Annotated in this window: 29 protein-coding genes; 28 read left to right on the forward strand and 1 reads right to left on the reverse strand. The window is 48.9% G+C overall.

What is annotated here, in order from left to right; genetic code table 11:
* Positions 1-23 precede the first annotated feature (23 nt).
* From CFERDRAFT_RS00435 to CFERDRAFT_RS11825, 26 genes are all read left to right on the forward strand, one after another.
* On the forward strand, positions 24-248 hold the full coding sequence (locus CFERDRAFT_RS00435) for a DUF6814 family protein (protein WP_006365209.1): 225 nt from the start codon (positions 24-26) through the stop codon (positions 246-248).
* A gap of 132 nt (positions 249-380) precedes the next feature.
* A complete protein-coding gene (uvrC, locus tag CFERDRAFT_RS00440; protein ID WP_040432800.1) occupies positions 381-2,264 on the forward strand; it encodes an excinuclease ABC subunit UvrC in 1,884 nt (627 codons plus the stop codon).
* Positions 2,265-2,376: 112 nt separating this feature from the next.
* Positions 2,377-3,777, forward strand: a complete 1,401-nt coding sequence (locus tag CFERDRAFT_RS00445; protein ID WP_006365211.1) for a tetratricopeptide repeat protein — start codon at positions 2,377-2,379, stop codon at positions 3,775-3,777.
* Between the two features lie 24 nt (positions 3,778-3,801).
* Complete coding sequence (locus CFERDRAFT_RS00450; protein WP_006365212.1) at positions 3,802-4,674, forward strand: shikimate dehydrogenase; 873 nt, start codon at positions 3,802-3,804, stop codon at positions 4,672-4,674.
* A gap of 41 nt (positions 4,675-4,715) precedes the next feature.
* The gene (gene lspA / locus CFERDRAFT_RS00455) at positions 4,716-5,225 is read left to right on the forward strand and encodes a signal peptidase II (protein ID WP_006365213.1); all 510 of its coding nucleotides are present in this window, start codon (positions 4,716-4,718) and stop codon (positions 5,223-5,225) included.
* Positions 5,215-5,988, forward strand: coding sequence for a TatD family hydrolase (locus CFERDRAFT_RS00460; RefSeq protein ID WP_006365214.1), 774 nt, complete (start codon positions 5,215-5,217; stop codon positions 5,986-5,988). Before lspA ends, CFERDRAFT_RS00460 begins: the two co-directional genes overlap by 11 nt.
* 146 nt (positions 5,989-6,134) lie before the next feature.
* Positions 6,135-6,815 carry a tetratricopeptide repeat protein gene (locus CFERDRAFT_RS00465; protein ID WP_006365215.1) on the forward strand — a complete coding sequence of 227 codons (681 nt, stop codon included), beginning with the start codon at positions 6,135-6,137 and terminating at the stop codon, positions 6,813-6,815.
* 28 nt (positions 6,816-6,843) lie between these two features.
* A complete protein-coding gene (locus tag CFERDRAFT_RS00470) occupies positions 6,844-7,335 on the forward strand; it encodes a peptidylprolyl isomerase (protein ID WP_006365216.1) in 492 nt (163 codons plus the stop codon).
* 12 nt (positions 7,336-7,347) lie between these two features.
* On the forward strand, positions 7,348-8,037 hold the full coding sequence (locus tag CFERDRAFT_RS00475; RefSeq protein WP_006365217.1) for a YggS family pyridoxal phosphate-dependent enzyme: 690 nt from the start codon (positions 7,348-7,350) through the stop codon (positions 8,035-8,037).
* A gap of 218 nt (positions 8,038-8,255) precedes the next feature.
* Positions 8,256-9,077, forward strand: coding sequence for a purine-nucleoside phosphorylase (locus tag CFERDRAFT_RS00480; protein WP_006365218.1), 822 nt, complete (start codon positions 8,256-8,258; stop codon positions 9,075-9,077).
* Between the two features lie 15 nt (positions 9,078-9,092).
* A complete protein-coding gene (gene mtnA / locus CFERDRAFT_RS00485; protein ID WP_006365219.1) occupies positions 9,093-10,157 on the forward strand; it encodes an S-methyl-5-thioribose-1-phosphate isomerase in 1,065 nt (354 codons plus the stop codon).
* Positions 10,158-10,409: 252 nt separating this feature from the next.
* Entirely contained in the window at positions 10,410-11,804 is a 1,395-nt protein-coding gene (locus tag CFERDRAFT_RS00490; RefSeq protein WP_006365220.1) for a cbb3-type cytochrome c oxidase subunit I, read from the forward strand.
* Between the two features lie 30 nt (positions 11,805-11,834).
* Complete coding sequence (locus CFERDRAFT_RS00495) at positions 11,835-12,506, forward strand: cbb3-type cytochrome c oxidase subunit II (protein ID WP_006365222.1); 672 nt, start codon at positions 11,835-11,837, stop codon at positions 12,504-12,506.
* On the forward strand, positions 12,503-12,646 hold the full coding sequence (locus CFERDRAFT_RS11820) for a cbb3-type cytochrome c oxidase subunit 3 (RefSeq protein WP_083791461.1): 144 nt from the start codon (positions 12,503-12,505) through the stop codon (positions 12,644-12,646). The genes CFERDRAFT_RS00495 and CFERDRAFT_RS11820 overlap by 4 nt, the downstream gene beginning before the upstream one ends.
* A 42-nt stretch (positions 12,647-12,688) precedes the next feature.
* Positions 12,689-13,150, forward strand: coding sequence for a c-type cytochrome (locus CFERDRAFT_RS00500; RefSeq protein WP_006365223.1), 462 nt, complete (start codon positions 12,689-12,691; stop codon positions 13,148-13,150).
* 60 nt (positions 13,151-13,210) lie between these two features.
* Complete coding sequence (locus tag CFERDRAFT_RS00505; RefSeq protein WP_232209728.1) at positions 13,211-14,278, forward strand: 4Fe-4S dicluster domain-containing protein; 1,068 nt, start codon at positions 13,211-13,213, stop codon at positions 14,276-14,278.
* Complete coding sequence (locus CFERDRAFT_RS00510) at positions 14,275-14,715, forward strand: FixH family protein (protein ID WP_006365225.1); 441 nt, start codon at positions 14,275-14,277, stop codon at positions 14,713-14,715. Before CFERDRAFT_RS00505 ends, CFERDRAFT_RS00510 begins: the two co-directional genes overlap by 4 nt.
* 5 nt (positions 14,716-14,720) lie before the next feature.
* Positions 14,721-15,122, forward strand: a complete 402-nt coding sequence (locus CFERDRAFT_RS00515) for a hypothetical protein (RefSeq protein ID WP_232209717.1) — start codon at positions 14,721-14,723, stop codon at positions 15,120-15,122.
* Entirely contained in the window at positions 15,109-17,538 is a 2,430-nt protein-coding gene (locus CFERDRAFT_RS00520; RefSeq protein WP_006365227.1) for a heavy metal translocating P-type ATPase, read from the forward strand. Before CFERDRAFT_RS00515 ends, CFERDRAFT_RS00520 begins: the two co-directional genes overlap by 14 nt.
* A gap of 10 nt (positions 17,539-17,548) precedes the next feature.
* Complete coding sequence (ccoS, locus tag CFERDRAFT_RS00525; protein ID WP_006365228.1) at positions 17,549-17,761, forward strand: cbb3-type cytochrome oxidase assembly protein CcoS; 213 nt, start codon at positions 17,549-17,551, stop codon at positions 17,759-17,761.
* A gap of 145 nt (positions 17,762-17,906) precedes the next feature.
* Positions 17,907-18,584, forward strand: a complete 678-nt coding sequence (locus CFERDRAFT_RS00530) for a sulfite exporter TauE/SafE family protein (RefSeq protein WP_006365229.1) — start codon at positions 17,907-17,909, stop codon at positions 18,582-18,584.
* Between the two features lie 138 nt (positions 18,585-18,722).
* Positions 18,723-18,941, forward strand: coding sequence for a hypothetical protein (locus tag CFERDRAFT_RS00535; RefSeq protein WP_040432801.1), 219 nt, complete (start codon positions 18,723-18,725; stop codon positions 18,939-18,941).
* A complete protein-coding gene (locus CFERDRAFT_RS00540) occupies positions 18,941-19,201 on the forward strand; it encodes a Txe/YoeB family addiction module toxin (protein ID WP_198002372.1) in 261 nt (86 codons plus the stop codon). Before CFERDRAFT_RS00535 ends, CFERDRAFT_RS00540 begins: the two co-directional genes overlap by 1 nt.
* A 69-nt stretch (positions 19,202-19,270) precedes the next feature.
* On the forward strand, positions 19,271-19,750 hold the full coding sequence (locus CFERDRAFT_RS00545; RefSeq protein ID WP_040432803.1) for a hypothetical protein: 480 nt from the start codon (positions 19,271-19,273) through the stop codon (positions 19,748-19,750).
* Between the two features lie 59 nt (positions 19,751-19,809).
* Positions 19,810-20,454: a hypothetical protein gene (locus CFERDRAFT_RS00550; RefSeq protein WP_156777948.1), complete on the forward strand. Its 645-nt coding sequence runs from the start codon at positions 19,810-19,812 to the stop codon at positions 20,452-20,454.
* Positions 20,455-20,462: 8 nt separating this feature from the next.
* The gene (locus CFERDRAFT_RS11825) at positions 20,463-20,597 is read left to right on the forward strand and encodes an addiction module protein (RefSeq protein WP_198002373.1); all 135 of its coding nucleotides are present in this window, start codon (positions 20,463-20,465) and stop codon (positions 20,595-20,597) included.
* A 75-nt stretch (positions 20,598-20,672) separates the two neighbouring features.
* Here the strand turns inward: CFERDRAFT_RS11825 and CFERDRAFT_RS00555 are convergent, their stop codons facing one another.
* The gene (locus tag CFERDRAFT_RS00555) at positions 20,673-20,921 is read right to left on the reverse strand and encodes a UPF0175 family protein (RefSeq protein WP_006365418.1); all 249 of its coding nucleotides are present in this window, start codon (positions 20,919-20,921) and stop codon (positions 20,673-20,675) included.
* A 572-nt stretch (positions 20,922-21,493) separates the two neighbouring features.
* Between CFERDRAFT_RS00555 and CFERDRAFT_RS00565 the strand changes: the two genes are divergently transcribed.
* Together CFERDRAFT_RS00565 and CFERDRAFT_RS00575 are read left to right on the forward strand one after the other, a co-directional pair.
* Positions 21,494-22,780, forward strand: coding sequence for a phosphatidylserine decarboxylase (locus CFERDRAFT_RS00565; protein ID WP_006365230.1), 1,287 nt, complete (start codon positions 21,494-21,496; stop codon positions 22,778-22,780).
* Positions 22,781-23,150: 370 nt separating this feature from the next.
* Positions 23,151-24,506: a cytochrome ubiquinol oxidase subunit I gene (locus CFERDRAFT_RS00575; protein WP_040432806.1), complete on the forward strand. Its 1,356-nt coding sequence runs from the start codon at positions 23,151-23,153 to the stop codon at positions 24,504-24,506.
* Positions 24,507-24,522: the final 16 nt, after the last annotated feature.

A 24,522-nucleotide genomic window follows, 5' to 3' on the forward strand; every position in this document is an offset into this window, starting at 1 on the left:
AGAACATTTAAAATCAATCTATTATGTCAGCAATAAAAAGAATTTTCGGACTGCTCTGGACGGTCATGGGAGTGGGAATTATCCCGCTTGTGATCATGCAGGCGATGAAAGAGATCGCAGCAAAACCCAGTGAAGAGAACTGGATATTCTGGTCTATCGTGATTGTCGTGCTTATGCCGATTATCGCTTTCAGCCTGATTACCTTCGGGATCTTTGCTCTGAAAGGCGAATATGATGTTATTGCGTAGCATTCACCAGTAACTGCATGTTCTTTTTTTAAAGGGAAAGCCGCATCTTTCGTGCGGCTTTCCCTTTTTTTATTTATTGTTTTTTTACCCCGGGCATCGGGAATGAACATCACTTTCCAACCGTATTTGATCATGGCTAATCATGATGAGCATGATGAACATAAAGGCAGAGCAAAAATTCTGAAGGAGAAGCTCTCTTCCCTCCCCTCCTCACCGGGTGTCTACCAGTTCATCAATGACAAAGGGAGGGTCATCTATGTAGGAAAGGCAAAAAACCTCCGGAACAGGGTACGCTCCTATTTCAGAAATCCTCAGCAACTGTTCGGCAAAACTCTTGTCCTTGTATCGCATATTGACAATTTTGAGGTCATCATAACCTCTTCGGAAGTCGAAGCGCTTATTCTTGAGAACAATCTCATCAAGGAGCTGAAACCGCGCTACAATGTTAATCTGAAAGATGATAAAACCTATCCCTACCTTGTCATCACCAATGAACCTTTTCCAAGAATCTTTCTGACCCGTCAGGTCAGAAGGGATGGATCAACCTGGTTCGGCCCCTACACCGAGGCAGGACAACTGCGAACCATTCTTGACCTGCTCGGCTCTATCTTTCCCATCCGGAGCTGCAAGCATCGATTGAGTCCGGAAAATATTGCCGCACATAAATTCAAGGTCTGTCTGGACTACCATATCCATAAATGCAAAGGCCCATGCGAAGGGCTTCAGTCTGAAGAGGAGTACCTCCTCATGATAGGGGAGATCATCAGGCTGCTTAAAGGAAGGACTTCCGCAATGATCAGAACACTCACTGAACGCATGCAGTACTTTGCAGCAGAACTGAAGTTTGAGCAGGCGGCAGAACTGAAAGCACAGCTTGACAGCTTGAAACGATATGCTGAACGGCAGAAAGTAGTATCCGGTGACGCACTCGACCGGGATGTTTTTGCCGTTGCATCCGGAGAGGATGATGCCTGCGGGGTGGTGTTTAAAATCCGGGAAGGAAAACTGCTTGGCTCACAGCGTATCTACATGAATAATACAAGTGGAGAGAGCGAGGAGGTGCTGCAGTCGAGAGTGCTTGAAAAATACTACCTGGAGACCCTTGAGCTGATTCCTGATGAGATTCTGCTCCGCAAACCACTCACTGATGAGGAGGAGAGTGCTCTGCGGGCACTCCTGACAGAAAAACAGAAAGAGGAGAAACAGGAGAAAAAGCAGATCCGGTTCCTGGTGCCGCAGATCGGCGAGAAAGCTCATCTTATGGAGATGTGCCACCAGAATGCGCGACACCATCTTGAGGAGTACCTGATCCAGAAACAGAAGAGAGGGGAGGCAGCCAGAGAACACTACGGCCTCATCGCTTTAAAGGAGCTGCTCCATCTCTCTGTTATCCCTCAGCGGATCGAGTGTTTTGATAACTCTCACCTTCAGGGCACGGATTATGTCAGTTCGATGGTCTGCTTTGAAAAGGGAAAACCCAAAAAATCCGATTACAGAAAATTCAAACTGAAAAGTTTTCAAGGTTCGGATGACTATGCCGCTATGGAAGAGGTTATCCATCGCCGGTATGGCGGATCTCTTGCAAGAGAGCTCGCACTGCCTGATCTGATTATTGTTGACGGGGGAAAAGGCCAGGTCAATACCGCCTTTACAGCACTCAATGCACTCGGAATATCCTGCCCTGTAATCGGGCTGGCAAAGCGCATTGAAGAAATTTTCACCCCTCATGCCCCGGACCCCTTCAATCTGCCAAAAACCTCTCCGGCACTTAAACTGCTGCAGCAGCTTCGCGATGAAGCTCACCGGTTTGCCGTCACCTATCACAGAAAACTCAGGACTGAACGGACACTGCAAACGGAACTCACAACAATAGAAGGAATTGGCGAAAAAACCGCATTCAAGCTGCTGAAACAGTTCGGTTCGGCTGATGCGGTGTCAAGGGCAACCATCGAGGAACTACAGGCTGCGACCGGAGCAAAAAGTGCCCAAGCCGTCTATCTCTTTTACCATCCCTGAATGCTATAGATCTTCCCCATACCCTCTTCTCATGTATATTTTCTTAAGAAAATTCTGTTATATTTGCTTATGATGATTATGATGGACGATAGAGCAACTCTTATGATTACTTATGAACCTGCCTGATTTCTTTGACGATAACCACCGCCATAGCCAATCGGATCCGTCAGGAAAGGAAGTGCCCGACCTTGATGGTCTTGATGCGATGTTTGACTCAGAAGAGCTGGTTGACCGGCTCAATCAGTACAATGAGGACGGCTTCGTGATTGAGGCTCTCGCGGTAGCTCGTCGTCTTGAAGAGATTACTCCCTATAATACCGAGACCTGGTTCCACCTTGGCAACTGCCTGACTCTCAATGGCTCTTTTGAAGAGGCGCTTGAAGCTTTTCAGAAAGCGGTTGTTCTCAGCCCTTCAGACAGCGAAATGGCTCTTAATCTTGCCCTTGCCTGGTTCAATACCGGACATCTTGATGAGGCGCTTGAAGAGCTTGAAAAAATGATTATCGACTCCTCCATTGAAAAGGAGTACCATTACTACCGCGGAATAGTCCTTCAGCGCCTTGAACGCTTTGTTGAAGCTGAAGAGGACTTTGAACGGGCTCTTGAGCTTGACGCCGAATTTTCAGACGCATGGTATGAACTTGCCTACTGCAAGGATATTCTCGGCAAACTTGAAGAGAGTACCTCATGCTACCGCAAAACCCTTGATCAGGATCCGTATAATATCAATGCCTGGTACAACAATGGTCTTGTACTGAGCAAAATGAAGCGTTACGACGAAGCGCTTGACTCCTACGATATGAGTCTGGCCATCTCCGAAGATTTCAGTTCCGCATGGTACAACCGGGCAAATGTTCTTGCCATTACCGGTCGTATCGAGGAGGCTGCCGAAAGCTACATCAAAACCCTTGAACAGGAGCCGGATGATATCAATGCGCTCTATAATCTCGGCATAGCCTATGAAGAGCTTGAGGATTACAGCGAAGCTGTTCATTGCTACCGCCGCTGTATTGAGATAAACAGTGAGTTTACCGATGCATGGTTTGCTCTTGCTTGCTGCCATGAAGCTCTTGAAGAGTATGAAGAGGCCATTTCGGCCATTGACCAGGCACTGACGGCCCTGCCGGAGAGCATTGAGTTTCTTCTTCTGAAGGCTGAAATCGAGTATAATCTCAATGATCTGGAAAACTCCATATCTACCTATCGGGAGATCATCATGATTGATCCCGAAAGCCCCCAGATATGGGTTGATTTTGCCATGGTACTCCGCGAAGCGGGTGATGTCAATGCCTCCATTGATGCATTGCAGCAATCACTGAAACTTCAGCCCTTTTCAGCCGAAGCCCATTTTGAAATTGCTGCCGCCTATTTTGCAATGGGCGACAAACTCAGCACGCTCAAAGCGCTGAGCAAGGCATTCAAGATCGATCCGGATAAAAAACTGCTCTTCCAGAGCACCTTTCCGGAACTTTACCAGCAGGATTCCGTCAGGCGGATGCTCGGCATTTCATGATCACATACAGACCGGAACACCTGCATGACGAAAACAAGAAAAATCCTTGGCCTTATCGGCCGTGCAGTTGATTATTCCTGGTCTCCGCTTATTCATAACACCGCCTCTGAACTGCTCGATCTTCCCTACTGCTACACCATTTTCAACATTGCTGATCCTGAAATGATCGGCGATGCGCTCCGGGGCGCAAAAGCTCTTGGTATAGCCGGGTTCAACGTAACCATCCCCTACAAGAAAACGGTTGTCCCCTTTCTTGATGAGCTTTCAAGGGAAGCGGCAACAATCGGTGCGGTCAATACCATCATTATTCGTGACGGCAAAATGACCGGCCATAATACCGATATTGAAGGATTCGCAACACCGCTTAAACCTTATGCAAGCCTGATAGAGGGAAATCCGGTTTCTGTTTTCGGCTGTGGTGGCGCTGCACTTGCAGCCATTGAGGCATTCAGGCTGTTTTTCTCTCCGCGTAAGATCATGGTATATGCGAGAGATCCTGAAAAGGCAACAGCGATGCTTGACGGGTATGAATACAAGGAACTGGTGACAATCTGCCATCAGCGTCTCGTAGAAGAGCAATTGCGGAGCTGTGCCGTTATGGTCAATGCCACGCCGATCGGCACAAAGGGTGGCAATAATGACCAAACAGAGAGTATTGTTCCCCTCGACCGGGAGTTGATTCACAAGGGTCAGATTGTCTATGACATGGTGTACAACCCTCTTGATACCCCTCTGCTCCTGGAGGCAAAACGCAAGGGTGCCACAACCATATCAGGCATTGAGATGCTGATCGGTCAGGCCGCACTCTCCTTTGCGCTCTGGACCGGCAAGGCGATGCCTGTAGAAGCCGTAAAAAAAGTGATCATGCAGGAGATCAAACAGAAAGAGAACGACTGAACTGACCACCTGACTAACTAACACGCTTATTCCTCCTGAAAATGAAACTGTTTCTCTCCCTTATTCTCCTTGTCATCACTGCTGATCAACTGACAAAAAAACTTGCAGTCTCGCTGCTTCGGGACAGTGGTCAAACCTTCACCATCATCCCGAACCTCTTCTCCCTGACCTATGCTGAAAACAGAGGGGTTGCCTTCGGTGTTGAATTTGCTCCACCGGCGGTCCTCCTGCTTCTGACCGGCCTGATAACCGCTACTGTCGTTTTCTATGTTATTCGCTCCAAAAACAGAAGTCCGCTCTTTCTTCTCTCTTTCGGCCTCATCGTCGGAGGAGGAATCGGCAATATGATTGATCGGGTAAGCATCGGTCATGTCGTTGATTTCATCTATTTCGACCTCTATCACGGCAATATTTTCGGAACCTGGGTATCCCTTTGGCCCATATTCAATGTTGCGGACTCCGCCATCACCACAGGTGCCTGCATCCTGATCCTGTTTTATAACCGGGTCTTTCCTGACGCAACAGCAAGAGAGCAGAACAATGCTGGTTGATACTCATGCTCATCTCTCTTTTCCTGATTTCGATAATGACCGGAAAGAGATCATTGAACGACTTTGCCGTGAAGGTGTTCGACTGCTGATTGATCCCGGTATTGATGTTCCGACAAGCCGGAAAGCTATTGAACTTGCCTCCGGATATGATTTTATCTATGCCAACGTCGGACTCCACCCTCATGAAGCCTCGAGTCCTGTAGATAGCGAGATCTTTGCGGAACTTGCATCACTTGCCCGCTCACCGAAAGTTGCAGGCATCGGCGAGATCGGACTGGACTATCACTACCCTGATCATAACAAAGCCGCCCAGCAGGATGCGTTCCGCCAGATGCTCGGAGTTGCCCGAACACTTGACCTTCCTGTTGTTATCCACTGCCGGGATGCCTGGGAGGATATGCTGCGCATCCTTTCCGAAGAGAAACACTCATCACTTCGCGGCATGATGCACTGTTTTTCTGGTGACACAACTATTGCCAGAGAGTGCATCAGAATGGGATTCAAGCTCTCCATTCCCGGAACAGTAACCTACAAGCGGTCGCTGCTTCCTGACGTTATCAGGGAGGTTTCACTGGATGATCTTCTCACTGAAACCGACGCTCCCTACCTTGCGCCTCTCCCCTTCCGTGGAAAACGAAACGAGCCCGCCTATGTCCGGTTCGTCACCGCCGCCATAGCCGAAATCCGCGGGATCACGCTGCATGAGACCGCGAAACGGATAGCAGAGAATAGTATTGAATTGTTTAGATTACCGGCACTTTGAGCGGTGCGGAAACAATCACAACTGCCATAAACCCGGACCTCATTACATTGTTTTGAAATTCATGCAAACTTGCTTAGGTTTGTGGCCGGAACAGCGGGTTCGAAATCACCCGAACACAACCGAAGCAGCAACCAGAAAAACCAGTTATGAACGATATAAAAACAACTACACAGGCTCCTCAAACGGTTAAACCGGCAGCAGAAGAGAATCTTCTCTACATTGCCATAAAATATAAAAACGCCCTCATCGGCGTTGTTCTCCTCCTGCTCTGTCTCGGTGCCGGCACCTATTTCTGGATGCAGCAGCGACAGGCAAACGAACAGCAGGCATCACTCCAGTTGTCGAGGGTGGCGCCGTTTCTTGACAGCGGCAAATTCAGCGCAGCAATTAATGGAGAAGGAAAAATTCCGGGACTGAAAAAAATTGCAGCCGAATACGCTGGAACACCGAGTGGCAATATGGCCGCCCTGCTGCTTGCCAATGCCTGGTACTTATCCGGCGACTATACAAGTGCCCTGAATACCTTCAAAACAGTATCTATTGCCAACAAAGACCTTGCGGCGGCCGCACTTGCCGGTGCCGGGGCCTGCTATATCAACAGAAATCAGTTTGTTCAGGCGGCAGAGAGCTACCAGGAGGCATCAAAAAAGGCTGAAAATGAAGTGCTCAAGGCACAATATCTTGTCAAGTCTGCAGAAAGTCTCCAGCAGACAAACCAGATTAAAAAAGCAGCCGAACTCTATACAAAAATCATAGCCGATTATCCCGGTTCAACAGCAGCAGCTGTTGCACAACGATCACTCTGGCAGGTTTCAGGAAAACTTTAATCAACACATCTTTTAACTACCCGTTCCTATGCCCGAAAAATTCACTATCAAGACGAGCCTTGGCGATATCACCATCGCCCTCTATGACGACACCCCCCTTCACCGCGACAACTTCTCCAGACTTGTCAGCGAAAACTACTACGATGGCATCCGCTTTCACCGCGTTATCGATGGGTTCATGATCCAGACCGGAGATCCTCTCTCGCGCCATGAGGAGAAGCGTGCACTGCATGGGACCGGCGGTCCGTCACAGCAGATACCTGCTGAAATCCGCCATCCGAACAAAAAAGGGACACTTGCTGCAGCTCGCAATAACAATCCCCAGAAAGCCTCTTCCGGCAGCCAGTTCTATATCAACCATAAGGATAACGGCTTTCTTGACGGAGAGTACACCGTATTCGGCATTGTAGAAGAGGGTATTGATGTAGTGGATAAAATTGCCGTTGTTAAAACCGACCCCAATGATAACCCGCTTGTCCCGGTCATCATTGAGACCATTGTTCCGGCTGTACAGTCATAAGCGGAACCACTCATGCAAAGCATTGCAGCAAATCTTGAGGCCATACGTGAACAGATAAAGGCTGCCTGCATCAAAGCAGGCAGGCAGCCGGATTCTGTTCGTCTGATCGCTGTGACTAAAACCAAACCGGCAGCGCAGGTAAAAGAGGCTCTTGATGCCGGTCAGCTTGAGTTCGGAGAGAGCTATGTCCAGGAGTTTCTGGAAAAATCCGGGGATCCCATTCTTGAAAACAGTCCGATTGTCTGGCACTTTATCGGCCATCTGCAATCGAACAAGGTACGCTCAATCATCGATAAAGTAACGCTCGTTCACGGTATCGATAAACTCTCAACGGCTGAAGAGCTTTCAAAACGGGCACAGCAACACAACCTGCAGATCGACTACCTCCTTGAAGTCAACACCTCCGGTGAATCGTCAAAGTACGGCATGCCGCCGGATAAGCTGCTTTCAACGGCAGAATCCCTCTTTAAACTCCCGAACATCACGCTCCGGGGCCTGATGACCATCGCTTCTCCCGATATCGAATCAGCCCGAAGGGAGTTTCGCACTCTTCGCCTGCTGCTTGAATCGTTAAAAAAAATCGCCCCTCATCCACAAAAGCTGACTGAACTCTCCATGGGCATGAGCGGAGATTTTGAAGCGGCAATTAATGAAGGTGCCACCATGATTCGTGTTGGGTCCTCCATCTTCGGCTGGCGCTGAATCAGGAATACACAGCAGAAGCTCTCCCGCATTTTTATCTGACATCTGAAGAGATTATATTACGAGTCAAATTTTACAGGCAGTTAACGCCTGCCGCCAGATGCCTCAAGGGGAAGGAAAAGAGTCTCCCGGTTTCGGCTCTTTGCCGTTTTCTGACAGAGGAATCAGATCGGTCTTTAATTATCTCTTAGTCAATTAACCAGTAAACCTGACCTACCATGATCTCACAGAAGGTAAAAATCGAGGAAGCAGTTGCCTTTATCAGAAAAAAAACCCAGGATAACTACCCTGTCGGTATTGTTCTTGGAACAGGACTTGGCGCACTGGCAAAGGAGATCAAGGTAGAGTTTTCGCTGGACTATGGCACCATTCCGAATTTCCCGATCTCAACGGTTGAAACCCACCATGGAAAACTGATTTTTGGAACCCTTGCCGGGAAAAAAGTAGTAGCCATGCAGGGCCGCTTCCATTTTTATGAAGGCTACACCATGCAGCAGATTGCCTTCCCGATCAGAGTCATGAAACACCTTGGTGTTAAAACGCTTGGCATCACCAACGCCTGCGGCGGATTGAACCCCTCCTACAAAAAAGGCGATATCATGCTGATCGACGATCACATCAACCTGCTTGGCGGCAATCCCCTCATCGGACCCAACGATCCGGAACTCGGTTCACGCTTCCCCGACATGTGCGCACCATACTCCATGAGGCTGCTTGATCTGGCCGAAAAAGTTGCTCTTGACCTTAAACTCAAGGTTCAGCGCGGTGTCTATATCGCTCTTTCCGGACCATGTCTTGAAACCCGCGCTGAATACCGCATGCTGAGAAACCTCGGCGCAGATGTGGTCGGCATGTCCACGGTGCCGGAAGTTATTGCTGCTGTCCACCAGGGAACAGAGGTGTTCGGAATGTCTATCATCACCGACGAGTGTTTCCCTGATAACCTCAAATCAGTCAGCATTGAAGAGATTATCGAGGTTTCAAACCAGGCTGAACCGAAAATGACCGCGATCTTCAAGTCCGTTGTTGAAAATCTTTAACCCTTTTTGATAATCATGATAGACGCCATCTCGTTCAGTAACGACACCCTTCACTACCTCGACCAGCGGTATTTGCTGCTCAGGGAGGAGTATGTTTCTACCAAAAGCCATCAGGAGGCTATTGAAGCCATTAAGACCCTTGCGGTTCGGGGCGCACCCCTGATTGGTGTTGCGGCAGCCTATACGATCATTCTCGGCATCAACAGCTTCAAGGGTAGCAAGGAGGAGTTCCCTCTCTTCTTCAAAACGCTAATCGCGGATGTTGAAGCCTCAAGGCCGACTGCGGTCAACCTCTTTTTTGCCTCTGCCCGTCTGAAACAGGTCTATGACGATAATTTCGCGACCGATACGATTGACGTGCTCTTTGCAAAAATGAATGAAGCTGCAAAGAAAATCCATCTTGACGAGATTGCCAACTGCGATCTGATGTCGCGCCACGGTGTTGACCAGATCAAAATTGACCTTGCCGATATCCTGAAAAAACGAAAACTCAACGTACTGACCCACTGCAACACCGGCACCCTTGCCTGTTGCGGCACCGGTTCTGCGCTTGGAGTTATCAGACTTGCTTGGCAGGAGGGGCTTATCGAGCGTGTCATCACCTCCGAAAGCCGTCCACTTCTTCAGGGACTTCGTTTGACTGCATGGGAGCTTCAGCACGACGGCATACCGTTTGTCTCTATTTCCGACTCCTCCTCGGCATTCCTGATGCAGAGAGGCATGATTGATTTCGGCATTGTCGGTGCGGACCGGATTGCTGCCAACGGCGACACTGCCAACAAGATCGGAACCTGCGCCCATGCAATCAGCGCCTACCATCACAACCTGCCGTTCTACATTGCCGCGCCGGTATCAACCATAGACATTACCATTCCTGACGGGACACACATCCCGATCGAAGAACGGAATGCCGATGAGCTGAGAACCATTTTCGGTACACAGGTAGCTATGCCCGACACACCTGTACTCAACTACGCCTTTGATGTCACTCCGGGCAAGTTCCTCCGCGGCATCATCACTGACAAAAAGGCTGTTGTCGGCAACTATGTCGAAGAGCTTAAAACGCTGTTTGGACAGTAACATTTCCTCACACGAGCAGATCCCATCAATAAAAAATCCGGATAACACCAATCCGGATTTTTTATTTCTCCCATGATTAAATCACTATTTCTCCTTACATTTACAGTATAAAGTGAACTTTCAAAAACTGTTCACCCCGTTCCCTCTCTATACTTTTTCACCAAGAGCACCTCTCTTGTTTGCTCTACCTTTCGACTGTGTCACACAGTGCGAAATAATGAACAGAGGCGCAAAAAAGAACTGGAGTAAGGCATGAATGAAGCAGTAGTGTACAATTACAAAACTGTTCGCGGTTTTGCCTGGTCAGCGGTATTCTGGCTGGTCATCGGCCTTCTGGTCGGACTGTGGATAGCATTTGAAATGTTTAATCCGGCGCTGAATATCACACCCTGGCTCAGTTTCGGACGTCTCCGTGTAGTCCATACCAACGGTTTGGGGCTTGGATTTGCTCTCGCCGGAGTGTTCTCTGCATCATACTATATGCTCCAGAGACTGACCAGATCGCCTCTTGCCTTTCCCCGTCTGGCACAGGCACACCTCTACTTTTTCAATGCCATCATAGCTCTTGGAGCCCTGAGCCTCTTTGCAGGAATGAATACCACAAAAGAGTATGCCGAGCTGGAGTGGCCAATTGATATCGGTGTGGTGATTTTCTGGGTCATGTTTGCCGTCAACGTCTTTGGAACACTCATCAAGCGCCGCGAAAAGCAGATGTACATCTCTCTCTGGTACATCATCGCCATGACGGTTGCCATTGCGATCCTCTACATAGTCAATAATCTTGAAATACCCGTCACCCTCTTCAAATCCTACACCGTCTATTCCGGAGCAAACGATGCCAATGTGGAGTGGTGGTACGGCCACAACATTGTAGGCTTCGTCTTTACTGTTCCGATACTGGCAATGTTCTACTATTTCCTTCCCAAGGCAACGGGTCTGCCAATCTACAGCCACCGCCTCTCCATTGTCTCGTTCTGGGCACTGAATTTTGCCTATCTCTGGACCGGAGCACATCATCTCATGCTCACACCCCTGCCGGAATGGATCCAGACCGTCGCGATGGCCTTCAGCATCTTCATGATTGCACCATCATGGGGTTCAGTTGTCAACGGCTATTACACCCTGCAGGGCAACTGGGATCAGATGCGCTCCAACTACCTGGTCAAATTCTTCATCGCAGGCATAACCTTTTACGGTCTCCAGACCCTCCAGGGACCTCTGCAGGGACTCAGAACCATCAATGCCTTCTTCCACTATACCGACTGGGTCGTAGGGCATGTGCACATGGGAACCATGGGATGGGTCACCATGATAGTCTCTGCATCTTTCTACTATATGATTCCGAACATCACCAACACGGTGATCTACAGCATCAAACTTGCAAACATACAGTTCTGGCTTATGATGGTTGGTCAGGTTATCTGGACTTCCGCCATGTGGATCGCAGGAATCCAGCAGGGAGCAATGTGGAAGGCCACCAACCCTGACGGATCACTGATGTACAACTTTCTTGATACTGTTGCATCGCTCTATCCCTACTACCAACTGCGATTTGCCGCCGGACTCATATTCTTTATCGGTATCCTGATCTTCGTCTGGAATCTGGTCATGACCGTACGCCAGGAACCACGTCAGGCTGAAGCATAACCGACAAATAAACAAACAGGAGCTGTAATCATGGGGATCACTTCAAAACCGGTTGTTTTCGCACTGCTTGCAACCGTTGTCATCCTGATCGGCACAACCGTAACCGTCTTTATTCCGCTCTTCATGCCCTCTACGCAGCCGGTGAGTGCCTATATCCAGCCCTACACGGCTGTTGAACAGGAGGGACGCGACATCTATATGCGTGAGGGGTGCAACAACTGCCACACCCAGACCGTACGGCCACTCCGGACAGAGGTGATGCGCTACGGCGAATACTCAAAACCGGAGGAGTTCGCCTATGACCGGCCATTCCTCTGGGGCTCCCGCCGCACTGGACCTGACCTGAACAGGGTTGGAGGCAAATATCCCGATTCATGGCACTACACCCACTTCCGGAGTCCGCAGGCCATGTTTGAAAAATCAAATATGCCTCCCTATGCCTGGCTTGCAAATAACCGGCTTGACACGGCTAACTCATTTAAAAAAACATCGGTTCTCGGTTATGGCTACTCTGAAAACGAGGTTCAGCAACAGATCGACCAGTACCGCTCAACGGTGACCAATGATAACTATCCATCAAAAGTGAGTCGCGACAAGGCGACTCCTCCAGAACTGCAGAAGGAGCTTACGGAGATGGATGCCCTCGTTGCCTACATCCAGAAGCTTGGACGGGATGTAAAAAACATGGAGGCCAATAAATGAATTTTTCCGGAGTAGCATACCTCATCTTCACCATCGCTCTGGCGACTGTTCTTGCCGGAATAATTTTTTACTACTACAATCCAAAGCGAAAAGAGAAGGTCGAAAAGCCTAAGCAGAACATGCTTGATGACGACCAGTGAAACCTCGAAACAGCTCAAACAGATCTTTAAAAGGAGACCTCAATGCATGATTCCGGTGAGCCCCAGGATGGCCATAACAAAATCCCCAAAGGTTGGCTGCTGTTTTTTTTCGGAGGAGTTATCTTTCTCGTCGGCTACACGGTATCCTATACCCCGGCCATCTCGGGATGGTCATTCTACAAGGAGTATGAACAGGAGATGGCTGCTGCATCCAAAACGGTAACAACGGATACGGTCAAGGATTATGCCGGGGACAACGATGCCATTGAGGATGGAAAGGAGATTTTTGCCTCCACCTGTGCTCCATGCCACAATGCCGATGCAACCGGAGGAATCGGCCCCAATCTTACCGCAGCAAAACTCAAATACGGCTCTGCCCGGACTGATCTCTACGAAACAATTACCAAAGGGAGACCAAACGGGATGCCCTCTTTTCTTCCCCAAATCGGAGCCGAAAAGATCAGCAAGGTTATAGCATATCTGGAAACCCTGAGAAAACCATAACCTCTGCAAACTCGGGAGCCTCTCATTTTGTGGAAAACAAAGAGAAACGTTGTGGCAATCATGCAGGCCGTCTTCCTGACCGGCCTGCCGTTTCTTGAGATAAACGGCCAGAGCGCCTTCCGCTTTGACATTGCAACCCTCAAGCTTCATGTTTTCGGATCGGTAATATGGATGCGGGAGTTCTATCTTATTCTTGCCGCCACCCTCTTTGTCCTTCTGTTCACAGGCTTTGTAACCATTATTTTCGGCCGGATCTGGTGCGGCTGGCTCTGCCCCCAGACCGTCCTGCTTGATTTGAGTGAAACAATCTCGGGAGCAAAAACACACCGGAAAACCATTCAGAAACTGGCGCTTGTTCCACTCACTGCCCTCGTCTCAATTACCTTGATCTGGTACTTTGTTCCACCTGCAGAGACATTCAGAACGCTCTTTACAGAGCCGACAATCACCGCATTTTTCCTGGTACTCTGGCTGCTGATCTACCTTGAACTGGCCTTTCTCGGCAGAGGGTTCTGCACCTCAATCTGTCCCTACGCCATGCTGCAGAATGTGCTTTTCGACAGGGAGACCCTTGTCATTGAGTATGATGTTTCGCGTGATGCGACCTGCATGAAATGTGATGCGTGCGTTCATGTTTGCCCTGTCGGCATCGACATCAAAAAAGGGTTGAGTCAGGCCTGCATTGCATGCGCCGAGTGTATTGACGCCTGCCTGCGTATGACAGAAAAAAAGCATATTCCTCCCTTCCCGAACTATAAAGGACGCATCGTTCGTCCGAAAACATTCTGGCTCGGTGGCGTAACAGTCGTCACTGCCATTGCTCTTGGCATGCTTCTTCTGAGCCGTCCGCCGGTTGATTTTCTTCTCATCCGTGACAATGCATCACTGCCACCGGGTCTGAACCGTTACTCCTTCACTATCCATAACAACGGAGGGGAAAAACTGACGCTTGATCTTACATCCCCTGACACCGGAGTAACCCTTATTGGAGAGCAAACCCTTAATGTGGAGCCATTTTCAGCACTTCATGGAACTATTCTGGTTAAATCGACCGGAACCCTGGAGCGGCTTCATCTGAAAATTTCCGGCAATGGGATCATCATTAACAGGGAGGCCGGTTTTCTATGAAGCTCTTTTTCTACATCATCTATCCTCTCTTTTTCTTTGCCATGGGGTGCGGCGTCTATGTGGCGTTCAGGGATGCCGAGGGATTGGTGGATAACAACTATTATGAGAACAGCAAAGGCTATTTTCAGGCAAAGGCGGCAGAAGAGCGACTTGGTATTGCAATCCAGCCGCCAGCAGCACTGAAGAGGGGAGAAAACGAGATAAGAATTGCCATCACCTCAAAGGGAAAACCACTTGAGCAGGCAAATCTGACGCTCTTCATCGGCAACCTCTCTTCAACCGGTTATGACTCCACCATAACCATGCGGGAAGAGGCTCCGGGAATCTACAGGGCGACTGCTGAAATTCCATTCAAAGGGGTCTGGTTTGCACGAATTGACCTGAAACAACAACAACAACTCATCACCAGCAAAAAATGGTTTTCCGACATACAATAAAAGGTATGGCAACTCTGGCGCTCTTTGTATCGCTGCTGAGCACAGGAAATACACTCCGGGCAAAAGAGCTGGAGTGCAACATCAACAATGGCCCCTGCACGCTCGTTTCGGGAGGGCGAACCGTCACCATCGACATTGAGCCGAAACCGGTAAGCCCGATGCAGGAGCTCTCGTTCAGTGTAACCATTGCTCCATGCGATGCACTCCCCGAAAAGCTGCTGCTTGATCTCAGCATGCCGGGGATGATGATGGGCAAAAACCAGGTCACTCTTGCAAGAACAGCCGGTTGTACCTACAGGGGAAAAGGGGTTATCGTCCGATGCATGAGCGGTCGAACACTCTGGCAGGCAACACTGCTTTCTGCGACGCTTGACAATCCGGCATTTATCTTCAATGTCAGCAAGTGACTCCTCCTCTGCCGAAAAGGTGCTGTGCGATCACTGCCTTCAACAGACCACATTACAATCGGCAATAACCGCGCTGATCGACGGTCGGAAGAGATATTTCTGCTGCAAGGGATGTCTTGGCGTCTACGAGCTTGTTAACAGCAACTCGCTTGATGCATTTTACCGGCAGCGTTGCGACTGGCAGCCGGGCCCTCCGGAAACCGGAGTAAAACTCCAGACCGCCCACTTCACCGATACCGTCACCATTGAGGGCGATGAATACCGCATTGAGCTTCTGCTTTCAGGCATACGATGCGCTTCATGCGTATGGTTGATCGAGAAGTTTCTGGCAAAAGTTGATGGGGTGCTTTCAGCAAGAGTCAACTATGCAACCCACAAGGCAGTCATCGTCTGGAGTGGCCGGAAAACATCGCTCGACACCATCCTGAATGCCATCCGCGATATCGGCTATCTGCCACATCCCGCTCATATAAATGCAGGCAGCACGGTTTTTGCAGAGGAGAAGCAGGATCTGCTGCTCCGCTTCGGAACTGCCGGTTTTTTTTCCATGCAGCTCATGCTTTTTTCTGCCGCGCTCTATGCCGGTTTTTTCCAGGGTATGGAGTCCCGTTACAGAGTCGCGTTTCAGCTTGTCTCCTGGGCTCTTGCCACACCGGTACTCTTCTATTCAGGCTTTCCGTTTCTTTCAAGCGCATGGCGCTCGCTCAAGCGGATGACGCTCAACATGGATGTTCTTGTTGCACTCGGAGCACTCTCGGCCTATCTCTACAGCATTGCCATGATACCCCTCGGAGGAGAGGTCTTTTTTGACAGTGCCGCCATGATCATCACGTTCATCCTGCTTGGCCGTTTTCTGGAAGCCGGTTCACGCCTCAAGGCGGGCAACGCCATGGCCCGGCTTGCCGAACTCCAGCCGCAGGAGGCTCTTCTGGTAACCGAATTCGGCCAAACCACTCTTGTACCGCTTACTGCTATCAATCCAGGCGACCGGATAGAGGTAATCCCCGGCGACCGGATACCGCTTGACGGCATGGTGATTGAGGGCGAAGCCGAAGTAAACGAATCAATGCTTACCGGGGAGTCCCGCCCCGTTCTGAAAGAGCCGGGATGCGAAATCTTTGCCGGGAGCTTTTCCATGAACGGACGTCTCCTGTTCAGAGTCACCGGCGATGCATCCACCACCCTGCTTTGCCGAATCATCAAAACCGTTGAAGATGCACAGGCCCGCAAAGCGCCAATACAGAACATTGCCGACAAGACCGCAGGCTTTTTCGTACCGGTAACCATATTGCTTGCGCTTTCCACCTTTCTCTACTGGAAACTCTCCAGCGGCAGCACCGTTACAGCCCTGCTGAACGCTGTCTCCGTACTCGTTATAGCATGCCCCTGTGCCCTCGGTCTGGCCACACCCCTCGCCATTCTTGTTGCCACTACCGCAGCAGGCAGAAAAGGGATCCTCATCAAGGGAGGCGACATTTTTGAAACCCTCTCCGGAACAACCACCGTTGTACTTGATAAAACCGGCACCATTACAAGAGGAAAACCCTCCATAACCGATCTTCATGACTTTGCACGCTCACCCGCTTTTCTGCAGCACGCAGCATCGCTTGAAGCCGCTTCGGAACACCCGACAGCTCAGGCAATTGTCGGCGCATGGAAGGGTGGTGAACTGCTGAAGGTTGATCACTTCAGGGCAATACCGGGCAGAGGAGTTTCAGGCATGATCGCCGGCGAATCCTGGCTTGCAGGATCAGAACCCTTTATGAAACAGGAGGCCGTTGCAATCACTCCTGAAGAACATTCAGTTGCTGCTCAACTTGAAACCGAAGGAAAAACTGTGGTACTGGTTGCTTGCAATGGCGGGCTTGCCGGAGTGATCGGCCTGATTGACGACCTGCGTGACGATGCCCTGCCTCTCATTGAAGGGCTACGCAAAAAAGGTCTCTCGATTCAGATTCTGACCGGAGATAACCGGGGAGTCGCCGACTATATCGCCGCCAGATGCGGTATAACCGATGTTCAGGCAGCTCTTGGCCCGCTCGAAAAAGCTGCGGTTATCAGGGAGCTGAAAGCAAAGGGCGAGTGTGTCATGATGGTTGGAGATGGAATCAATGATGCACCAGCGCTCACCGAAGCCGATACCGGAGTCACTGTCGGCCAGGCATCGGGAATCGCAATCGAAAGTGCAGGTGTGGCAATTCTTAAGGATGACCTCAGGCTCATCAATACCCTGCTTGACAGCTCATCAAAATGTTTTTCCGTCATCCGGCAGAACCTTTTCTGGGCCTTTGCGTATAATCTGACAGCCCTGCCGCTTGCCGTCACAGGTGTGCTGCACCCCATCATCTCCGCACTGCTCATGGCGACAAGCTCGCTGGTAGTGGTGAGCAACTCTCTTCGATTGAAAAAAACTTGACAGCACAACCATGTTCACCACATTTTTTCTCATCGGTATCGGTCTGTTTGTCGGCGTGGCAGCATGGTTCCTCTTTATCTGGGCAGTAAAAAGCGGCCAGTTTGACGACCCCGAAGCACCCAAATACCGGATGCTTGACGATGATGATGTAGCGGCAAAAACAGCCGAAACTGCAAAGAAGGAAGAAAAAAAACAAACCGGGCATCACGATAAATTGTCGTGAGCGGTTTGAGGATTTTTGAACCACGAAACTAACGAAATCACACGAAATTATGTAGGGGCAATCCCTTGTGGTTGCCCTGATCTCTTTTCCGAGCACCGGCCAACGAAGCAATCGAATCGCGGAACAAATTAATAGAGATGCCCCTATGACTATAGCTCCACTGTTGGCCATACTGCTCTCCGGACTGGCCGGAGGATTCGGCCACTGCATCAGCATGTGCGGCCCGGTAGTCGGTGCCCTCTCGGTTGGTGAAACCCGAAAGGGTCTGCTCCACCTGCTGCTCTACAACCTCGGACGGATAACCACCTACTCCATCCTCGGTGGAGTTGTCGGCCTCTCCGGTTCGTTTCTGCTGCTTGCTGCATCAATAGAAACGTTGCAGAGGGTAATCATGATCATTGCCGGGCTCTCCATTATCCTCATGGGGCTCTCGACAGCAGAGTGGCTGCCACTGCCCGCTAACAGCAGAAATTGCACCCCCGGTGGCAGCGTGATACAAAAAATCATGTCGCTCTTCAGGGTTCCCCGCTCAATCGGCAGCTACTACCCGATGGGCATCGTCCTCGGTTTCCTTCCCTGCGGCCTCACCTACACCGCCCTGCTCGCCTCCGCCAGAGCCGCCATGGATGCGGAGAACCCCTTTGCCGGAATGCTCATGGGAGCCCTCATGATGCTCCTCTTCGGCATCGGTACCGCCCCTGCCCTGATTCTGGTCGGAAAGGCGGTCAACACCATCAGCCAAACCACCCGCAAACGCTTCTACCGCATTGCCAGCCTGATTATGATTGCCACAGGAGTATGGTTTATTGTATCGGCACTGTAGGGGCGTATCGCATACGTCAAACTGTGTGATTGTTTACGCAATCGCGATAACAGGTAATATTGTCCTGTTGTTTTACGCGATTTGAAATTTGCGTATTATTCATCCGGATAGTCTGGCAATAATTCCTGGGAGAATACGATGAAAACCGTAACACTGAAAATTGATGATAGCGTCAACGAAAAATTTATCCAGTTACTTGAGCATTTTACATCAAGTGAAATAAAAATACTCGAACAATCCGAGTATGTAAGTGATGATGAATATCTCAGAAGCATCAATGGCATGGTTCAAAGCCTCCACGAAGCTAAAAACGAACCCCCGGAAAATGGAGTGACACTTGATAAGCTGGAGTGGTGATGTACACCATACTGTTTATGAACCAAGCTCAAAGGGACGCAAAGAAGCTGGGTGCGTGTGGGTTGAAACAGAAAACTCTGCAATTAATCAATATCATCCGGGATGATCCCTATAAATATCCTCCTGAATTTGAATATTTAAAAGGTGACATGAAGGGATTGATCAGTAGAAGAATTAACAAACAACATCGCCTTGTGTATGAAGTTATTGAAGAGACCAAGACAATCAAGGTCTATCGCATGTGGACTCATTATGAATAACAAGCTATAGCTGCAGCTATAGCAATCGCTTCTCCCTGCTTGAGGAAAGGAAAAATACCATAAGGAATAATGCCAACGTTCTTCCGAAAAATCAAGTTAGCAATCGGTGGTTTACTGGATCGTAAATTCCTTTACCAAACGACCGATGCTGTCGTCAGCGAATGCGCCTGTAGACTTGATGCCTACTACGAAAAACACAACGGTCACGCTGAAAATCAGTATAACACATACGATATTTACTTTAAGAATTACGAGTTCAAAGACAACAGAGTTCAGCTTCGCTACATTGAAGATGGCGAAGGTTTGGTAGAGATCGCAGCCTACAACCGTTCTCATTCTTGCATTTACCCGCCTCCTGAGAAATGGGCAGAGATACGGCACTCTGGTCATGGACAGGGATATCGCATTTCGATATACAACCACCAACTTCTTCAAAATATTGTAAAAGAAGTCGTCGAAATGAGCATCAACTACTCAAGGGAGAAAGAAGCTAAATCCAAGGAAATATTGGCGCACTTAACTAAACAGCATACCATTAACCAAACATGAACGATCCTCGGGTTCAATATCGCATTCACAGTAATTGGCGACATCATGTACTGCGTTACATGGATAATAAACCTAAAAAACAATCATTGCACTTATCCAATTCCACACTTGAATACTGCCGAGGAAATGTCGAGTGGGCAGAAGCGCTTGATTTGTGGATTTCCTTCATGAAAGAAGAGGAGCGATATTCATTTTACAGGCATTTTGTTTCTCAGAGTTTTGCGGATGCCAAGATATCAATTCAACTGCTTATAGATCGCCAGAAAACAGACCCGTCAATACGTATGCCTCTTTTGAGGGACACTTTCATGTGCTACTCTCGTCCATTCACAAAAAGTCGAGGAAGATTGGGTGTAAAATATTGCATTAAAAAAGATATTGGCTCTCCTGCTCCGAAAATGATTCATGATAAAGTTATAACCGAGAGAGATCAGCTTTATGCTCATTGTGATCTATCCCCTCTACAGCCTCGATTATCCTTACTGGGAATCAGCTTGAAAGGATCCGGCTACTACTGGGATAATTATGTCAAAATCTTGCCTGATATCTTAGGTCTAATTGAACATGCCATTTTGTTGACAGAAAACTATACGAATAGCTTGGGGATGTCTGATGTGAAAACATATTTCAAACACTTTGAAGAAACAGGAGGACTTGAAGAACAAGAACCAACATTTCTGAATGAATTGTATGGCTATGAATAGAAAAGGAAGTGCCCCCTTCGCTGACAGAAGAACAAAAAATAGAACTTGACCGCCGCATCGAAGACCTTTCGGCAAACCCCGACGATGTTGTAAGCTGGGAAGAAGCAAAAGCTGCTGCTCTTGGCGGTTGCAGCATGCAGTAGAACTCAGTGCGTCAGGGCAAAAGTAATGACTTGTTGGCTGAGCCAGATACCATGCTCACGCATCCTATTGCTTGATCAGGTATTGCTGAGATCCTGGGCAAGTTCGTTCTGATCCAGGTCAATTATCGGGACACCGTACCTGTGCAGTTCAAACAAAAACTCTACTCTGCTCATACCGATAAATGTTGCAGCCATCCCGGAGGAGAGCCGCTTCATTTCAAAAAGTTTAATGGCCATCGCCAGCTTGGCTTCCTGTATGAATTGCTGCGGTGTGCATTGCGCTGCATCAGGCAGATTCTTTGGCACTTCAAGAAGTAGTTGCATAATTGTCTATGGTCCGTCGTGATTAGAGTGCCCACCTTTGCTGTGGTCACCTTAAAATCAAATAGCAAATTTTTTCCTACATATCGAACAGCTATTTTTTACACACCCCTTCTCATTCACATATCATTTCAGATCACGCTATCATATTTTTAACGTATTTTATACTAACGACCATCAGGGATATATTTGAACTCACAGATTATGGTGATGACACTCTTTGGGATAGGTCGTATTTCTTTTGTTAAATCTGGAGGAATTTCATGACTCAACTTATTGTATGTCAAATCGATGATGATACCAGTTCACTTCTTGAAAAGCTTGCAACCATGCACGGTTTGAGTTTAGAAGAAGAGNTTGGTCAGATTCTACGGAGTGCTGTCACGGAAACGGATCATACCCAAAAAAAACTGGGTTCACGCATCGCTGCGCGGTTTAAGGACATAGGCTTGACCGAACCACTGACCGAATTTGCGCAAAATCGAACTGCTGCATCCATTGCAACAGTTCAGAATAAAAGTGAAGTTTAATCAGGCATTACTGATGCAGCCACATATTTCAAACGGAGACGATGTATGAAAAAGAGCAATTTCCTGGTCAGGTTACTCTCTGTTGCTACCCTGTGCTCTTGCTTAAGTTTCAGTGCTTTTGCCGGGGAGATCACCTCAGGAGCAGCAAAGCATGAACCGACAACCGAGCAGTTGATCACCATGGTGGAGCATAACGCCGAACTGAAAGCTATGCTCGTCGAGTCCATTGAACAAACGACAAAAATCAATCCGGACAGGGTAACCAACCCGGTCAGGACGCTGGAGGAGTATTATAACTTTATCGACTGGGCGGCAAAAGCAATGCCCTGGTCAATCATCCCGAACATACCCTGGTCATCGCTCTACGACCAGATTGATCAGAGTCTTGATTACTTCTACTTCGTCAACGATCAGCCGATTGCCGGATTAAAAGGAAAAGGGTACTACAATAACTCACTGCAGTACCATGAACCCTATCGAACCTGGTTGATCAACTTCACAAAGGAGTGGGGGCTCTATTTAAGCAAGGAGGGGTCATGGAACGATGCATACTACAAAAAAGCTCTGGAGGATGATCGATTCGGTCTGAACAAAGGGTGGTATGAGGATCCCTCAAACTGGAAAACATTCAACGACTTTTTTGCGCGCTATCTGAAATCGCCCGATCAGCGCCCGATTGCAGCCCCGACTGACCAGTCAATCATAGCTTCGCCTGCCGACTCAAAGCCCCAGGGTGTATGGAGAATTGACAAAGAGTCCAATATTGTTGCTAAAAAAGGTGTCGTTATCAAGTCCGGGGTATTCAAATCCGTAGCAGCGCTTGTGGGTGAAGGGAGTGCATACAAACATGCATTTGCAGGTGGAACACTGACGCACACCTTTCTTGATGTAAACGATTATCACCGCTACCATTTTCCGCTTGAAGGAATCATAAAAGAGGTTCGTACTATTCAGAGCGATGATGCTGTTGGCGGTTATTTGACATGGGATCCCGGCACGAAAAAATATATGCTTGATGCCAACACCCCCGGCTGGCAGAATATTGAGACCCGTGGATGCGTCATTATCGATACCCCGAAATATGGAGTGGTAGCACTGCTGCCGATCGGCATGTCGCAGGTTTGCTCCGTTAATTTTGAAAAGGGTGTCAAGGTCGGCACTACTGTTAAAAAGGGTGATATGCTCGGCTATTTCCTCTTCGGCGGCTCAGACTTCGTGATGCTCTTTCAAAAGAAGGTTGACTTCAACCTTACAGCTCCGAAAGAGAGCAGTGGTGCTTTTAAACACCTGCTGATGGGCCAGGAGTACGGCAGAGTGACCATAAGGAGATGATCTGAACTGCACATATGGATGAGCCGGTCACGTATGGCCCTATTGAGTGGCCGGCATTTTACCGCTCCCTTTCGTCGTTTTCCCTCTTAATGTTTATCTTCCCTTTTCAGAGCATCTTCCTGCTGCTTGACAGGATGCAACAGAAAATAAATTACGTTATTAAAGAAAAACAGACTATTTTAAACCTGTTTTAAAACAAGAATCCGCGTACAGACTGTAACCCCTTTGGTACCACTCTGGATCGTAGTGAGTCCACTCCCTGTCAGTAGAGTGTATTCCGACACTGTCGGAAACAAAACAAAGCAATCAGATCGCGGAATAGATTTATAGTGGTGCACTCATGGCCACAGCTCAGTTTCAATATTGTTTTATGGATACCCTTTTTCTTGCACGGACTCAATTTGCCTTCACTGCCGTTTTTCATTTCTTCTTCATACCGCTTACTCTCGGCCTTTCAATCTTTACGGCTATACTTGAAACGGCCTGGGTGAAAACCGGAAACGAGCGTTATAAACAGCTTGCAAGGTTCTGGGGCAATCTCTTTCTGATCAACTTTGCCGTTGGTGTGGTTACCGGTATTGTGATGGAGTTTCAGTTCGGCATGAACTGGTCGGAGTACTCCCGCTTTGTTGGTGACATTTTCGGAGTACCGCTCGCTATCGAGGCCCTGCTTGCCTTCTCGGTTGAAGCGACCTTTATCGGAATCTGGCTCTTCGGATGGAACAGGCTGCCCAAAGCACTCCATGCCGCCACAATCTGGATTGTCGCTCTCGGCTCCACCCTCTCTGCCTTCTGGATACTTGTAGCGAACTCCTTTATGCAGTACCCTGTCGGCTATAAAATGGCTGCAGATGGCTCAAGAGCGGAGATGGCGGATTTCTTTGCCTTTATATTCAATCCCCATGTCTGGAAGCAGTTTCCGCATGTGCTTGCCGGAGGTGTGGTCACCGGAGGATTTCTGGTAATCGCCGTAAGCATATGGCATCTGGTGCGCGCAACAACAGAGCGAGAGGCTTTTGAAACATCCCTGAAGTTCGGGGCCTTTTACGCCGTTACAGGCGCCATTCTCGTTACGCTTGCCGGACATGCACAGATGCAGGATCTCCTGAAAACCCAGCCGATGAAGGTTGCTGCTGCCGAAGCGCTCTGGGAAAGCGAAAATCCGGCAAGTTTTTCACTGCTCACCATAGGGGATGAAAAAGAGCTCAAAGATATTTTTGCCATCCGCATTCCCCGCCTGCTCTCCTTTCTGGCTTATGACCGCTTTGAAGGCGAGGTAAAAGGGATACGGGAGCTGCAGAAAACTTATGAAACAAAGTACGGACCAGGTAACTACATCCCCTCCGTCGTGACGGCCTACTGGAGTTTCAGATTCATGGTCGGAGCTGGAACCGTGATGCTCCTGACCTCTCTCTTTGTGCTCTACCGGGTAGTAAAGGGCAACTATACCTTTTCGCTAAGAGTCGGCACCCTCATTATCTGGTCATCTATTCTACCCTGGATTGCAAACTCATCAGGCTGGATACTGGCAGAAATGGGCCGACAGCCCTGGCTTGTTTTCGGTCTTCTGAAAACCGAAGAGGGTCTCTCACCCGCTTCGGTGGTCAGCAGCACTGAACTGATGCTCTCACTTGGAGTGTTTATCGTGATTTATAGCGTGCTTACCTTCACGGATGTCTACCTCTTGAGGAAATATGCCATAGCCGGACTCGATTCATCTGAATAAACTGTAACGAACTTCA

The organism is Chlorobium ferrooxidans DSM 13031 (genome assembly GCF_000168715.1).
Lineage (GTDB): Bacteria > Bacteroidota > Chlorobiia > Chlorobiales > Chlorobiaceae > Chlorobium > Chlorobium ferrooxidans.

What these genes read in the sequence shown, in the direction of transcription:
- CFERDRAFT_RS00555 (WP_006365418.1), bottom strand. Translation starts at nt 20,921, where the DNA reads ATGCAACTACTTCTTGAAGTGCCAAAGAATCTGCCTGATGCAGCGCAA.
- CFERDRAFT_RS00575 (WP_040432806.1), top strand. Translation starts at nt 23,151, where the DNA reads ATGGATACCCTTTTTCTTGCACGGACTCAATTTGCCTTCACTGCCGTT.
- CFERDRAFT_RS00545 (WP_040432803.1), top strand. Translation starts at nt 19,271, where the DNA reads ATGCCAACGTTCTTCCGAAAAATCAAGTTAGCAATCGGTGGTTTACTG.
- CFERDRAFT_RS00500 (WP_006365223.1), top strand. Translation starts at nt 12,689, where the DNA reads ATGCATGATTCCGGTGAGCCCCAGGATGGCCATAACAAAATCCCCAAA.
- CFERDRAFT_RS11820 (WP_083791461.1), top strand. Translation starts at nt 12,503, where the DNA reads ATGAATTTTTCCGGAGTAGCATACCTCATCTTCACCATCGCTCTGGCG.
- CFERDRAFT_RS00470 (WP_006365216.1), top strand. Translation starts at nt 6,844, where the DNA reads ATGCCCGAAAAATTCACTATCAAGACGAGCCTTGGCGATATCACCATC.
- CFERDRAFT_RS00530 (WP_006365229.1), top strand. Translation starts at nt 17,907, where the DNA reads ATGACTATAGCTCCACTGTTGGCCATACTGCTCTCCGGACTGGCCGGA.
- CFERDRAFT_RS00465 (WP_006365215.1), top strand. Translation starts at nt 6,135, where the DNA reads ATGAACGATATAAAAACAACTACACAGGCTCCTCAAACGGTTAAACCG.
- CFERDRAFT_RS00505 (WP_232209728.1), top strand. Translation starts at nt 13,211, where the DNA reads ATGCAGGCCGTCTTCCTGACCGGCCTGCCGTTTCTTGAGATAAACGGC.
- CFERDRAFT_RS00565 (WP_006365230.1), top strand. Translation starts at nt 21,494, where the DNA reads ATGAAAAAGAGCAATTTCCTGGTCAGGTTACTCTCTGTTGCTACCCTG.
- CFERDRAFT_RS00515 (WP_232209717.1), top strand. Translation starts at nt 14,721, where the DNA reads ATGGCAACTCTGGCGCTCTTTGTATCGCTGCTGAGCACAGGAAATACA.
- uvrC (WP_040432800.1), top strand. Translation starts at nt 381, where the DNA reads ATGGCTAATCATGATGAGCATGATGAACATAAAGGCAGAGCAAAAATT.
- CFERDRAFT_RS00535 (WP_040432801.1), top strand. Translation starts at nt 18,723, where the DNA reads ATGAAAACCGTAACACTGAAAATTGATGATAGCGTCAACGAAAAATTT.
- mtnA (WP_006365219.1), top strand. Translation starts at nt 9,093, where the DNA reads ATGATAGACGCCATCTCGTTCAGTAACGACACCCTTCACTACCTCGAC.
- ccoS (WP_006365228.1), top strand. Translation starts at nt 17,549, where the DNA reads ATGTTCACCACATTTTTTCTCATCGGTATCGGTCTGTTTGTCGGCGTG.
- CFERDRAFT_RS00460 (WP_006365214.1), top strand. Translation starts at nt 5,215, where the DNA reads ATGCTGGTTGATACTCATGCTCATCTCTCTTTTCCTGATTTCGATAAT.
- lspA (WP_006365213.1), top strand. Translation starts at nt 4,716, where the DNA reads ATGAAACTGTTTCTCTCCCTTATTCTCCTTGTCATCACTGCTGATCAA.
- CFERDRAFT_RS00490 (WP_006365220.1), top strand. Translation starts at nt 10,410, where the DNA reads ATGAATGAAGCAGTAGTGTACAATTACAAAACTGTTCGCGGTTTTGCC.
- CFERDRAFT_RS00540 (WP_198002372.1), top strand. Translation starts at nt 18,941, where the DNA reads ATGTACACCATACTGTTTATGAACCAAGCTCAAAGGGACGCAAAGAAG.
- CFERDRAFT_RS00510 (WP_006365225.1), top strand. Translation starts at nt 14,275, where the DNA reads ATGAAGCTCTTTTTCTACATCATCTATCCTCTCTTTTTCTTTGCCATG.
- CFERDRAFT_RS00475 (WP_006365217.1), top strand. Translation starts at nt 7,348, where the DNA reads ATGCAAAGCATTGCAGCAAATCTTGAGGCCATACGTGAACAGATAAAG.
- CFERDRAFT_RS00550 (WP_156777948.1), top strand. Translation starts at nt 19,810, where the DNA reads ATGGATAATAAACCTAAAAAACAATCATTGCACTTATCCAATTCCACA.
- CFERDRAFT_RS00450 (WP_006365212.1), top strand. Translation starts at nt 3,802, where the DNA reads ATGACGAAAACAAGAAAAATCCTTGGCCTTATCGGCCGTGCAGTTGAT.
- CFERDRAFT_RS00495 (WP_006365222.1), top strand. Translation starts at nt 11,835, where the DNA reads ATGGGGATCACTTCAAAACCGGTTGTTTTCGCACTGCTTGCAACCGTT.
- CFERDRAFT_RS00445 (WP_006365211.1), top strand. Translation starts at nt 2,377, where the DNA reads ATGAACCTGCCTGATTTCTTTGACGATAACCACCGCCATAGCCAATCG.
- CFERDRAFT_RS00435 (WP_006365209.1), top strand. Translation starts at nt 24, where the DNA reads ATGTCAGCAATAAAAAGAATTTTCGGACTGCTCTGGACGGTCATGGGA.
- CFERDRAFT_RS00520 (WP_006365227.1), top strand. Translation starts at nt 15,109, where the DNA reads ATGTCAGCAAGTGACTCCTCCTCTGCCGAAAAGGTGCTGTGCGATCAC.
- CFERDRAFT_RS00480 (WP_006365218.1), top strand. Translation starts at nt 8,256, where the DNA reads ATGATCTCACAGAAGGTAAAAATCGAGGAAGCAGTTGCCTTTATCAGA.